The organism is Micrococcales bacterium, from assembly GCA_009784895.1.
Lineage (GTDB): Bacteria > Actinomycetota > Actinomycetes > Actinomycetales > WQXJ01 > WQXJ01.
The window spans coordinates 1-12,831 of sequence record WQXJ01000026.1; the positions used below are offsets into that span (position 1 = coordinate 1).

Genomic DNA, 12,831 nt, shown 5'->3' on the forward strand with positions numbered 1-12,831 from the left:
AGCACCACCTGTTGATATGCACGACCTGCCAGCCCTGGTACACTCGACCCACCAACCCGGTTCTCCACGCGAGGCCGGGTTTTTCTTGCCTCCAAGGGCTGCTCAGCTTTGCTTCAAAAGCTTCCCTGCGCTCACTCCTGGAGGAATCACACCTCTGGCTGACGAGGTTGCAGCACCGTGGTGCAGGCCCTTGTTTGCTCGTCAGCAAGAAGTGTGTCCCCTCTGGATTACTGGTGCTGGCGGTTGGGTGTGGGCTGATCTCCGTGGCAGGGACGCAAGGGTTGCAGGTCTGAAATCTTGGTGTGCAGGTTGCAGGCTGCATTTGCGGGGTGCGAGTGGTGCGGGGATTCTTCCGGGCTATTGGCGCCACCGTTGGAGGCGGCTGCGCACCTAGAGTTGAGGACTACCCAGAGCGGAAGGAGCTGTCGGTGCCAGATGTGTCGCTGATCGTGCTGGCGGATCGCTACGTGGCGCTCAAGGCTGAGATCGCCGCAGAGTTCCGGCAGCGGCAGCTTGCGTCGCGGTTCGGATCGAATGGCGATGCCGGTTATCTGGATGAGGGCAAACGGGATGCGCGCAAGGCTGCGGCGGATCAACTTTGCGCTGGTGTGTCCTACGGGACATTGGAGAAGGTGGCGTGGCTCATGGAGACGTTCAGGAACGAAGAACGGCCACTTGCGAGGAAAGCTTCACGGGACGCGCTCTTAGCCATTGAAGACGGAGGGGCGGTAGCCGTTCCGTATCAGCGGGCACACGCCACAGCGGTGATCGAGGACTTGGAGACCAGGCTGGCCGATCCGGAAGAAGACCCACTGGTTCTGGTGTTGATCGAACACAAACTGAAGCTACTGCGCAATCTTCAAGAACGGCGGACTCCTCCTGGCCGCCTGGATAGCGCTGCCCGTACTGTGGTGAGGCAGATCAAAGACTTCCGGCGTTACGAAGCTAGTTCTGGTAGGCCTGGTGACCTGTGAATCAAACCGAGCGTCTTGGCTTGATCCCCTCGTGTCGCCCTGCCATCATTGAATGCAAGCGCCTGACCTGCTCTATTAGCTGAACATGGGCGGTGGCGCAAATCCGAATCACCAGGTGGCACGGCAGCGGCGAGTTAGCGACACCGTGGGTCCTCGGTCGTTACGTTTACGCCACCACAGAACGTCACAAATCGGGCGCAAAGGCGCGTTCCAGAATGCTAGCCGTGGCAGGATTGACCATCTCATTGCGACGGATGTAGTGCTTCACGGTGATCCTGGGATCGGTGTGGCCCAACAGCTCAGCCGCTAAATCCACGCTGGCGGACTCGTTGACCGCTGTGGCAACTGTGCGGCGAAACATGTGTGGTGTAACGCCCTCAATGCCTGCCATATCCAGGACGTGCCGCAGCTGACGGCGCACGTTGTTGGGGGTCAGCGGCGTTCCGTTGCGGGATGAAAACACCAAGGCGTCAGGTGACTCATCTTCCAATACTGCAAGCCGGAACTTGACTGCTGCTGCGGTGAAACTGGGGATGGCAACTGTACGGCGTGACTTGGCGGTCTTGGGATGATCCTGCCGGTGGGGCGGTTCGCCGCGTAGCGTGATGATGGTGCCTCGGATCGAGATCGAAGGGATTGGGCTTTCTGCGTCGACGTCGCGGCGTCTGATAGCAAGAACCTCACCGATGCGGGCTGAGGTGCCGAGCATGACTTCGAGGATGGCCGAGAGTTGGCCGTCTGGCTTTGGTCCTGTGGGGACTATTCCGGTTTCCCAGAACCTGACAGCCAGGCGGATGGAGTTAACCTCCTGCGGTGTCAAGGCGTCTGGGCAGTGTGGAGGCTTGTGGAGCTTAGCGATACCGTCCATTGGGTTGCGGGCGATGATCTCATGCCTGACGGCCAACCCAAACACCAGGCGCAGCACAACCTTGGCCTGCCTGGCTCGGTTGTAGCTGCGTTTGGCCAGTTGCTTGATGAAGTGGTCACAACGAGCCACACCGATTTCCCGCAACGTCAGGTTCGCGAACGCCGGAAGTACCAGTTGACACATGTGGGAGATGTAGCGTTCGCGGGTCTGGCGGGCTAGACGGTCTTCCAGCTCCATGTCGGCCCGCCAGTAAGCGACAAGTTGAGCGAACGGCGAGTCAGCAGTCAAATCTCCGGTGCCAGGCTTGAACTCGAACCTGCCGGCCAGTTTGGCTTTGAGTGCCTCTTCAGCGGCACGCTTGGTTGTGGCGGTGGACTGTACGTCACGGCAGACTCCGTCCCAGTCGCGGAACTGGGTTCGGACTGTCACTTTCCCCGAGGCAGTCTTGTCGAAGCGAATGTCTCCGTGGGTTCCGATGGGCAGACGGCGGCGGCTCATTGCAGCTCACCTCCAGCCATGCGCTCGTCGCCACGCCGGGTTGCCATCCAGGTCTGGATGTCTGACACGGCGAACCTTAAGTGTTTGCCGAACCTGTGCGCGACAGGTCCTTTACCGTGAGTGCGCCAGTCGTAGATGGTTGACACGGGGATACCCAGAACCGTGGACAGCTCAGCGGTGGTCAACATCGGTTCAAGCCCGAACAGGGCGGTCTTGTGCGGGTAGGCAGTGTTCATGCCAGGTAGGTGCGCAGAGTCTCCCAGGAGCATCCTCAGCCATCGCTGCACGCGGTTCTGGGATGGTTCAATTCCGGGGTAATTCCAGGGCCTGCTCATATTTCCGTTACCTCTCAGGTTACGGAAACCGCCTCTAGCCAGGCATTACGTCAATAAATTTGTCGGGCTGGCGGGATTTGAACCCACGACCCCTTGACCCCCAGTCAAGTGCGCTACCAAACTGCGCCACAGCCCGTACAGGTTAGTGAGGCTCGACAGCCGAGTTTACTCGGGCTGCCGAGCTGAGCGGTCTACGAGCTGTAGTAATACAGCCCGTGGATTCATGTCAGCCCTGGCGGGCCTACACCCGTGGAATCCTACATCATGACAAACCTCGGACTCGCGGTTGAAAGGGGTATTGGCGGAGGTCCGGCGGCGACTGGGACAAGCGCCAGGTAACGGGCAGACGGACGAGTCTGGGCCCGAGGCGAAATCACGGCTGGAGAGGCTAGACGATGGTTAGGGTTACCGTCGAGCCTTTGCGCGCGGACGTGCCTGGCGATGGGTTCTGTTGCTGGACACGGTGGAGAATGTCCAGGCCCGGGACGTGTCGTTGAACCACGAAACCCAAGGCCTCGAGCTCGGACTTGGCGTCGTTGTAGTTCTTGCCGACCAAATCTGGCACCGTCACGAAGGGCATCCCGGTCGAAATCACCACGCCCACAGATTGGCCCCTGAACGAATCCGCCCCGGCCGCCGGGTCTTGCGAGATGATCAGCCCTTCTGGCACCGTCTCAGACGAAGCCTCGGAATCCTTGGTCACCGTCAAGTCAAACGGGTCAGCCAAGGCCTGGGCGTCCTCCAAGCTCAGGCCCGTCAGCTTGGGCACCACCACCGGTTCGGGCCCCTTCGACACTGTCAGTTTGATGGTCTGGTTATGCGGCACCGTTTCGCCGCCCTCCGGTTCGACCGCCAGCACCAAGCCAGCAGCCACCGCAGTGTCAAAGACCTCGTCCACCTGGATCTCGCCGTCCAGGCCGGCCTCGGCCAGCAACAACTTGGCCGCCTCGAGCTCGACCCCGATCAGGCCTTCGGCCGGGATTGTGGCCGGCTCGATTCCCATAGACACCTCCAGGCGCACCACCGTGCGCTTGGCCACTTTGACTCCGGCGGCCGGGGTCGACCGGATGACGGTGCCGTCCGCGACCGTGTCGTCGAAGACCTCGGTCACCCGGGCCTCCAGATCCACCCGCTGGAGCGCTTGTTCGGCGTTCTGCCTGGTCAATCCGACCAGAGTCGGCACCGCTACCTTTTCACCGGGCCCAAGCAGGAAGTACCATGCGGCCGTCCCGCCGCCGCCCAGCAGCGCCAAGATGCCCAAGGCCACGAAGAAGCGCAGCACCGGCCGGGACCGCCGGCGTTTGCCTGCCGCCTCATCGTCGGATTTGTCTTCCCCAGCGCGCCCAGCCCCGCCAGGCGGCAGCGTCGCCAGTGGCAACGCCCTGGTACCGCCAGTGGTGTCGTTTTTGGCGTTGGCCAGGGTATCGGCGGTCTCACCTTGGTTGTCCGATGCCGCCGCATCAGTCTCAACCTCAGCTTCACCTTCAGCTTTGTCAACCTCGGCGGAATCCTCCTGCTCAGCCACCGCGAAAGGCGGAGGTGAAGCCGAACGCGAGGCCACGTCATCGGCCAAATCGCGCCGCACCTTACGCAGCGCCCGCAGCGCCGCGGCCGCATCCTCTGGCCGGTCCTTCGGGTCTTTGGCGCTAAACGACGCCACCAGCTCGTCAATTTCAGCCGGCAACCAGTCGACCACCGTTGAAGGCACCGGGAAATCGGAGTGAACGTGGGCGAAAGCCACCTGGATGGGAGCCTCGGCCGTGAAGGGCTGGCGGCCGGTCAGCAGCTCAAATAGCACCACGGCGGCGGCGTAGACGTCAGAGCGGGCGTCGGCTGTGCCTTGGGCCACCAGCTCGGGGGAGAGGTAGGCCACCGTGCCCAAAACCACCCCGGAAGAGGCCGCCGTCACCTCGCTGACCGCCCGGGCCAAACCGAAATCCGCCACTTTGACCTGGCCGGTTTTCGATATCAGGATGTTTTCCGGTTTGACATCGCGGTGGACAAAACCGGCGCTGTGGGCCACCGCCAGGGCGTCTAGCACTTGGGCCATGAAATCCAGAGCCTTGCCGACCGGCGGCAGGCCGGAGCCTTGCATCATGGTGCGCAGGTTGGAGCCTTCGACCAGTTCCATCACCAGGTAGGGCGCTTCGTTGTAGCTGCCCTGGTCGTAGACCGCCACTATGCACGGGTGGATCAGTTTGGCCGCCGCCCGGGCTTCGCGCCTGAAACGGTCAATGAACTCTTGGCCTTCGGCCAGGTGGGGGTGCAGCACTTTGACCGCCACTTCGCGGTCTAGGCGCTGGTCGTGGGCTCGGTAGACGGTGGCCATGCCGCCGCGCGCCAGGCGCGAGATGACCCGGTAGCGCCCATCAACGGTGGCGCCAATCAGCGGGTCTTGGGTGGTCGGTGGCACGGGGGCGATTTTACGCAACCCGGCGGGCCAATGGCTTACCGGCGCGCAGCAGGGCCGGACTCAGACCCGGCGGTTGACCACTTCGAGGGCCACCTTAGCCAGCCGGTCCTTGTCCGCCTGTTCTAGCCTGGCCCGCTCCAACGCCTCAAACGCCTGGTTGGCCTTGGCTTGGATAAGCGCCTCGTGAGCTTGAAGGGCGCCAGAAGAGATGATCAAGCCCCGCAGGTACAAAACGCGCTCATCAGCCAACGGCGCGTCGCCCCGCTGCAAAGCCCGGATGAAGGCCTCCCGATTCCTCGGATCGAGCCGTTGTAGGGTCAGGCCAACCAGAACCGTGCGTTTGCCCTCCAGCAGGTCGCCACCAGCAGGTCTGCCGGTCTCGGCCGGATCGCCGGTGGCGCCAAGCTGTTCGTCACGCAGATGCGAAGCCTCGCCCAATGGCAGGCCAAAGTCCAACATGACTTGGCAGTCTTCGAAACTGGCGCCGGCCGCCGCCGCGCCCAGGCCCAACGGCGTAGCTGCCGCGTAGCGAGACGACCTCAGCCGCACCACCTCCAGGGCCTGCTCGACTAGCTCATCTGGCGCCGGCATGTCAGCCAAGCGTGACCCGACCAACTCCAAATACTGGCCCAACACGACCTCCCAGCGGGTGGTCTCGTGCAGGCCAATCATGTATTCGCGGCGTTTGGCCGCGCTGACTCGGCTGACTGCCACGTGCAAGTAGCGTTCGGCTGAGAGCAGCCCAAAGTCACCAGTCACCAGGGCCAGCGACCTGCCGAAATGGACCGGGTCTCCGAGCCAGCCCTCTGCTCGGTGGCGCTTTTCTAGGTGTTTGGCGATCGCGTCCCGGCCGCGGCGGGTGTCGGCTCGGTCAACCAGGTCACCGTGGACCTGAGCGGAGTCATGAAAAATCTCCAGGGTTGCGGCCAGCAGGGCCAGATCCTGCAGGCTCATGGCCTCCGGTGACCGCCCGCCGCCGTGCGCCTGGTAGGCGGCGTGGATCAGGCGGGTGCGCAGCATTTTGCCGCCGGACCCGGCATATCTGCCTATCTCGGTCAAGATGGCAAACCCCGGCCCGGCGCCCTGGTGCTGCTCCCGGTTGGTGCCTCGCACACCTTCGCGGGCTTGTCCAACCAGCTCTAAGAACTGGGCTGGATCCGGGGGGGTATCCACCCGTCCAGCCTAGTGTGATGGGCTCATGGCGGCGGGTTTTGCCGCCAGCCGGGTATCTTTGGTCGCGATGAGTCCAAGTTTCCTTGACGCCCTGGCTAGCGGCGCACCGACTTTGTCTTTTGAGTTTTTCCCGCCCAGGGACGATGCCGGCGCCTTGGCCTTGGCCAAACAGGTCGCCTCCCTTGAGGCTCTGGCGCCCGATTTCGTCTCGGTGACTTATGGCGCTGGTGGTGGCCAGCATGACCACCGCCAGCGTTCAGTTGAGACGACCTTGTCGCTGGGGCAGATGACGGCGGCGCCGCGGCTAGCTCATATCGCCTTGGCCGGCCACGTTCGTGATGAGCTGGAGGCGCTGGTCGATCAGTTCTTGCAGGCCAAGGTGGCCGGCCTAATGGCGCTGCGCGGCGACCCGCCCGGTGGGCCGGGCCAACCCTGGGTGGCTCATGGAGGAGGTTTGACCTACGCCTGCGAGCTGGTGGCGATTATCCGCCAGCGGACCGACCTGCCCATCGGGGTGGCGGCCTTCCCCTACGGTCATCCCACCGCGCCGTCGCTTGAGTTCGACACCGAGGTTATGCGCATCAAACGGGCGGCCGGCGCCAACTTTGCCATCACCCAAGTGCTATTCGAGGCCCAGGCTTACGGTCGCATGGTTGAGCGCCTGGCCAAAGCTGGCGTTGGGATGCCGGTGATACCCGGCATCATGCCAATCACGCCGAAGTCATCAGTGGCCAAGCTGGAGCTGTTCTCCGGCGCGCGGCTGCCTACCAAGCTCAGGTCAGGGCTGGAGGCGGCGGCTGGCGATCTAGGGGCGACCAAGCAGGTCGGCGTCGAATGGTCAGCCCATTTGGTCGAGGATCTGCTGGCAGCAGGCGCGCCGGGGGTGCATTTCTACACGCTGAACTCTGCCTCCATCACAGCGCCGATTTGCCACCAAGCCGGTCTGGGGCCCAAGCGCCGATAATTGGTCGTCCACAGGCGGTGGTGCGGTCGGCCGGCATCGGCGCCAGGCTGGGGCCATGACAGTGCCCATCGTCCGCCAAGCCAGCGGCCCCGACGTCATCGCCTCCGTGCCTTATCACCTCGGTTTCATGCCAACCAACTCCCTGGTGGTGATCTCGCTCAAACCCCCGCGCGGCCGTCTGGGCATGATCAGCCGCTTTGACCTTGAGCCGGCCAGACAAGCCACCAACGGCGGGCAGGTGGCGACCCAAATCGCCTCCTACATCAAGGCTGAAGGCGGCACCGGGGCTTTTGTCATCCGCTTTGTCGATACCGCCACTTTGCCGGCCCGCCATGACTTGGCGGTCAGCCAGATGGTCAAGGTGCTGCGGCGAGAGCTGGACCGGATCATTTGCTGGGATGTGGCCGGCGATGCAATGACCGAATTGGATTCCGAAACCCTAACCGAGGTGGGTCCGGTCCACGCCGTCGAGGAACTGACTGGTACGCGCACTGCCGCCACTATGACCTCAATCGGCGCCACCTACCGGTCCAGCCGGGCGGAGCTGGCGGACTTGCCCAAGGTCGAGTGGAGTCAAGCCTGCAAGGCAATGCGGGCTGAAACCAGAGCCCGTGATGCCCGTCTGGAGGCGAGCCCGGCCCAGCTAACCCTCTGGCGCCAAGACAAAATCAGCCTGTGGCACGGCTGGTTGGAGCGCCTTGTCGCGGCGGGTGAAACCCTCGACCAAATCGAGGTGCCGCCCAATCTACTGGGGCAACTGGCCGCCCTACTGGAGGACTCGGCTGGGCGCGACGCGGTTGTGATTATGCTGGCCACAGGCCGCGACCCCGGTGTTGGCGACCTTAACCCGAAGCTCTTGAGCGAAAGGGTCGAACGCGCCATCACCGGTGCCATTGCCAACCCGGCCTACCGAACCAATGAGCGATATGCCGAAGTGGCGCCCAGGCTGCTCCGGCTGATGCTGGCCCACCAGGCCAAGGACCGGCGCGGGCCAGGTTTCGCTGTGATGGCCTGGGACGCCTGGTGGCATTCAGACGGCGCTCGGGCCGAGGTGCTGGCCCGCGCCGCCATGGGCTGCTCGACGGCGCCACTGCTGGCCATGATTGTGCTGGATTTGACCAACAGCGGCATCCTGCCGCAGGTTGTCCGGCTGGGCCGGGCCGGGAAAGGAGGGAAAGCGAGGAAGGCCAGCTAGCACTGCTAACCTAGCCCAGGTGAGTCAACTACTGAGTCCGCTTGACGCCTTCCACCGAGAAGACGGCGCCGTCCTGATCGATTTTGCCGGCTGGCGGCTACCGGCGCGTTTCGGTTCCGACCTGGCTGAACACCGCGCGGTGCGCACCGGGGCCGGGCTTTTCGACCTGTCCCATATGGCGCAAATCGACATTAGCGGCCACGGCGCGGGTGAGGGCCTTGATTATGCCCTGATGGGTAAGCCCTCGGCCATGGTGCTGGGCCGGGCTTCCTATTCGATGCTGCTAACCGAACAGGGCACAGTCATCGATGACCTGATCGTCTACCGCCTGGCAGATAACCGCTACTTCATTATTGCCAACGCCGCCAACCGCCAGGTCGTAGTAAGAGAGCTGACCCAGCGTCTGGACCACTTTGGCCTCAAGCCGGCCGATCTGACCCCGGGACGCGCCCTGGTGGCGGTTCAAGGCCCCGGTTCGCTGGCCATAATGCAGGCGGCTGGTTTCGACCATGCCGCCGCTTTGGGTTACTACCGGGCGGTCGAATCAGTTTTCGAAGGCACCGAAGTTGTACTGGCAAGGACCGGTTACACCGGCGAAAACGGCTTCGAAGTGGCCCTGCCGGCCCCAGCGGCCCCAGCCTTGTGGCAGGCGCTAGTCCAAGCCGGCCAGTCAGACCTGGTCAAATGCGGTCTGGCCTGCCGCGACTCGCTCAGGCTAGAAGCCGGTATGCCGCTATACGGCCACGAACTCGACCTTGAAACAACGCCAATCGAAGCCGGGCAAGGTTGGCTGCTGCGCCAAGACAAAGGCGAATACGTTGGCGGCGCGGCCCTGGCCGCGGCAAAACCAACCAAACACCTTGTTGGGCTGGTCGGCCAAGGACGGCGGGCGGCCCGCGAAGGCAGCGCCGTTCTAACTAACGGCCAGGTCGTGGGCCGGGTCACCTCCGGGGCGCTGTCACCCACCTTGGGTTACCCCATCGCCATGGCCTTCATTGCCGGCGAGCAGCCCAACCCCGGCGACAGCTACCAAATAGACATCCGCGGCCACCAGGCCCAATACGAAGTCGTCAAACTGCCGTTCTACACCAAGGAGAAGCCGTGAGCGTGCCACAGACCTACCGCTACACCAAGGACCACGAATGGATCGACGACCCGACCGGCGCCAGCGCCAAAGTCGGTATCACCGACTTCGCTGCCAACGCCCTGGGTGACATTGTCTTCGTCGACCTGCCGCAGGTCGGCGATGAAGTCGCGGCCGGCACCCAGTGCGGCGAAATCGAGTCGACCAAATCGGTCAGTTCACTCTTCGCGCCGGTCAGCGGCAGTGTCACGGCCGTCAACGAGGCTGTCATAGACGCCCCAGAACTGGTCAACGAGGCCCCCTTTGGCGACGGCTGGCTCTATCAACTGGCGCCGGACGGCTCCACCGGTGCGGACCTGCTGGACGCGGCGGCCTATGAGGCCACGCTGGCCGAGGCCGAAGACTGACCATGGCCGCCCCGCCCAACTCAGCGCCGAATACTGCAACCGACGCTTTCGCCCCGCGCCACCTAGGTTTGGACCAAGGCGCGCGTGAATTGATCCGTAAACGCCTGGGGCTTGAGGCCGTCCAGTCGATTGTGCATCAGGCTCTACCCAGGGACCTGTTGCAAGACGCCCCTGATATGGGCCAGCCTCTAACACCGGATCAGGCGCTGGCCCAGTTGCGCCAGCTGGCCGCCCGCAACCACCCGGCCAAGTCAATGATTGGCCTGGGTTACTACGGCACCGCCACACCGGCCGTGATCCAACGTTGCGTGCTCGAAGACCCCTCCTGGTACACCGCCTACACGCCCTACCAACCGGAAATCTCCCAAGGCCGGCTCGAAGCGCTATTCGTTTTTCAAACCATGATCAGCGAGCTAACCGGTCTACCCATCGCCAACGCCTCGCTCCTAGATGAAGGCTCGGCCGCGGCCGAGGCGATGACCTTGTGCGGCCGGGTCGACCGTGGCCGCCGGCCCCGTTTTGCCGTCGACTCAGATGTGTTCCCGCAGGTCATGGCGGTACTCGAAACCAGGGCCGGACCTTTGGGTTTCGAGCTGGTCAGCTTTGACCCTGTCACCGAGGCTTTGCCGGGTGACATTTGCGGCGCTCTGGTCCAATACCAGGGCACCTCCGGCCGGTTGGTTGACCTCGAACCGCTGGCGCAGGCCGCCCACCAGGACGGAGCCTTGCTGGTAGTGGCGGCTGATCCGTTGGCTTTGACGCTGCTTCGACCACCCGGCCAAGCTGGCGCCGATGTTTGTATCGGTTCGACCCAGCGTTTCGGTGTGCCAATGGGTTACGGCGGGCCGCACGCCGCCTATATGTCGGTGCGCCAGGATTTGGTGCGCCAGCTGCCCGGCCGGCTAGTTGGGCTGGCGGCCGATGCCGAAGGCCAGCCGGCTTATCGCCTCGCCTTGGTCACGCGCGAGCAGCATATTCGCCGCGAAAAGGCGACCTCGAATATCTGCACCGCCCAGGTGTTGCTCGCCGTCATCGCGGCCATGTACGGGGTCTGGCATGGGCCAGAAGGGCTCAAACGGATCGCCACTGAGGTCCACGCCAAGGCGACTGGTCTGGCCAGGGCGCTGGCCGGCATCGGCCACAAACCGACTAACCCAAGCTACTTCGACACCCTGCGTCTGAGGCTGCCTGGCAAAGCCAAAGCCGTCCGGGCGGCGGCTCGGCAACGTGGTCTGGCCGTCTGGGCAGCCGACGAAGACACCGTCCTGGTTTCGGTCGACGAAACCACTTCATTGGAGGATCTGGCCGTGGTGGTGGGCGCGGTGGGGCAGGCTCTGGTTTTGCCAACGCCTCTTGACCTGGACCTCGATGTGTCAGAGCTAAGCAGTGAAGGCCTGGCCGGGGTGCCGGCCGGGTTGCGGCGCCAAGGCCAGTTCATGCAGGAGCCGGTTTTCGCCGCCCATCGCACCGAACTAGCCATGATGCGTTACCTCAAGTCGCTGGCAGATAAGGACTACGCCTTGGACCGCGGCATGATCCCGTTGGGGTCATGCACTATGAAACTGAGCTCGGCCGTCGAAATGGCGGCGGTGACCTGGCCCCAGTTCGCCCAACTGCACCCCTTTGGGCCGGTTGAGGACGCTCAAGGCACCCTTGAGGTGATGCGCCAACTTAGTGCCGACCTACTGAGGCTAACCGGTTACGACGCGCTGTCGTTGCAGCCCAACGCCGGTTCGCAAGGCGAGTTGGCCGGCTTGCTGGCAATTCGCCGCTACCAGCTGGACTGTGGCGAGGATCGGCCGGTTTGCCTGATCCCAATTTCTGCCCACGGCACCAATGCGGCCTCAGCCGTGCTGGCCGGTTTTGAAGTGGTCGGTGTGGCGACAGACTCTTCCGGAGACATTTCGTTTGACGACCTGAAGGCCAAACTGGTGGCGCATGACGGCCGGGTCGGCGCCATTATGCTGACCTATCCCTCAACCCATGGCGTCTACGAAGCCGGTGTTGGTCAGGTCTGCGACATGGTGCACCGGGCCGGTGGGCAGGTTTACATCGACGGCGCCAACTTCAACGCCCTGGTCGGTTGGGCCAAGGCCGGGCATTTTGGCGGCGACGTTTCCCATCTGAATCTGCACAAGACCTTCGCCATCCCTCATGGTGGCGGCGGCCCCGGGGTTGGCCCAGTGGCGGCCAAAGCCCACCTGGCGCCCTATTTGCCTGGACACAGCCTGGTCGATGTGTCGCTGGGCGGGGCGCCGCCGTCGTTGACATTCGGGGCGGTGGCGGCCTCGCCTTTCGGCTCGCCCTTGGTACTGCCTATCAGCTGGGCTTATATCAAGATGATGGGCGCAGCCGGTATGCGCCAAGCCACTGAGGACGCGGTTTTGGCAGCCAACTACGTCGCGGCCGAGCTGGAGGACAACTACCCGGTGCTCTATCGCGGGCCGGGCGGTTGGGTGGCCCATGAATGCCTGCTTGACCTGCGAGAAATGACCAAGCGCACTGGAGTGACGGCCGAGGACGTAGCCAAGCGCCTAATGGACTATGGCTTCCACGCGCCCACAATGGCCTTTCCGGTGGCCGGCTGTCTGATGGTCGAGCCAACCGAATCGGAGAACCTGGGGGAGTTAGACCGGTTTATTGCGGCGATGTTGGCCATCGCTGGGGAGGTTGAAGCAGTGGCCGATGCCGGCGCGTCAGTCGCAGAATCGGTCTTGCGTCGTTCGCCCCACACCGCCGCGGTGGTCTGCGCCGACGAATGGTCCAGGCCCTACCCGCGCTCCTTGGCCGCCTACCCTGCGGGGCAGGTCGACGGCAAGTACTGGCCGCCGGTGGGGCGGGTCGACTCAGCCCTGGGCGACCGCAACCTGATCGCCCGCATGTCGACCTAGCGCCCGAGTTTGACACCGGGCCCAGGAGT

At 63.7% G+C, this 12,831-nt stretch carries 10 protein-coding genes and 1 tRNA gene; 6 read left to right on the plus strand and 5 right to left on the minus strand.

Annotated features, from left to right (window positions below; all coding sequences use genetic code 11):
• The first annotated feature begins 329 nt into the window (after positions 1–329).
• Entirely contained in the window at positions 330–974 is a 645-nt protein-coding gene (locus FWD29_06020; protein MCL2803492.1) for a hypothetical protein, read from the plus strand.
• Positions 975–1,158: 184 nt separating this feature from the next.
• Here the strand turns inward: FWD29_06020 and FWD29_06025 are convergent, their stop codons facing one another.
• From FWD29_06025 to FWD29_06045, 5 genes are all read right to left on the minus strand, one after another.
• Positions 1,159–2,340: a tyrosine-type recombinase/integrase gene (locus FWD29_06025; protein ID MCL2803493.1), complete on the minus strand. Its 1,182-nt coding sequence runs from the start codon at positions 2,338–2,340 to the stop codon at positions 1,159–1,161.
• Positions 2,337–2,576: a helix-turn-helix domain-containing protein gene (locus tag FWD29_06030; protein ID MCL2803494.1), complete on the minus strand. Its 240-nt coding sequence runs from the start codon at positions 2,574–2,576 to the stop codon at positions 2,337–2,339. Before FWD29_06030 ends, FWD29_06025 begins: the two co-directional genes overlap by 4 nt.
• Before the next feature lie 161 nt (positions 2,577–2,737).
• Positions 2,738–2,811, minus strand: a tRNA-Pro gene (locus tag FWD29_06035).
• A 252-nt stretch (positions 2,812–3,063) separates the two neighbouring features.
• Positions 3,064–5,088 carry a Stk1 family PASTA domain-containing Ser/Thr kinase gene (pknB, locus tag FWD29_06040; protein ID MCL2803495.1) on the minus strand — a complete coding sequence of 675 codons (2,025 nt, stop codon included), beginning with the start codon at positions 5,086–5,088 and terminating at the stop codon, positions 3,064–3,066.
• Between the two features lie 60 nt (positions 5,089–5,148).
• Entirely contained in the window at positions 5,149–6,261 is a 1,113-nt protein-coding gene (locus FWD29_06045) for a polyprenyl synthetase family protein (GenBank protein ID MCL2803496.1), read from the minus strand.
• A gap of 67 nt (positions 6,262–6,328) precedes the next feature.
• Between FWD29_06045 and FWD29_06050 the strand changes: the two genes are divergently transcribed.
• Genes FWD29_06050 through gcvP form a run of 5 tightly spaced genes read left to right on the plus strand, consistent with a single transcriptional unit; the run spans position 6,329 to position 12,802 of the window.
• Positions 6,329–7,225, plus strand: a complete 897-nt coding sequence (locus tag FWD29_06050; GenBank protein MCL2803497.1) for a methylenetetrahydrofolate reductase — start codon at positions 6,329–6,331, stop codon at positions 7,223–7,225.
• A gap of 55 nt (positions 7,226–7,280) precedes the next feature.
• Complete coding sequence (locus FWD29_06055) at positions 7,281–8,420, plus strand: DUF4192 domain-containing protein (GenBank protein MCL2803498.1); 1,140 nt, start codon at positions 7,281–7,283, stop codon at positions 8,418–8,420.
• 19 nt (positions 8,421–8,439) lie between these two features.
• Entirely contained in the window at positions 8,440–9,525 is a 1,086-nt protein-coding gene (gene gcvT, locus FWD29_06060) for a glycine cleavage system aminomethyltransferase GcvT (protein ID MCL2803499.1), read from the plus strand.
• Entirely contained in the window at positions 9,522–9,911 is a 390-nt protein-coding gene (gene gcvH / locus FWD29_06065; GenBank protein ID MCL2803500.1) for a glycine cleavage system protein GcvH, read from the plus strand. The genes gcvT and gcvH overlap by 4 nt, the downstream gene beginning before the upstream one ends.
• A 2-nt stretch (positions 9,912–9,913) precedes the next feature.
• The gene (gcvP, locus tag FWD29_06070; GenBank protein ID MCL2803501.1) at positions 9,914–12,802 is read left to right on the plus strand and encodes an aminomethyl-transferring glycine dehydrogenase; all 2,889 of its coding nucleotides are present in this window, start codon (positions 9,914–9,916) and stop codon (positions 12,800–12,802) included.
• The last annotated feature ends 29 nt before the right edge of the window (positions 12,803–12,831 follow it).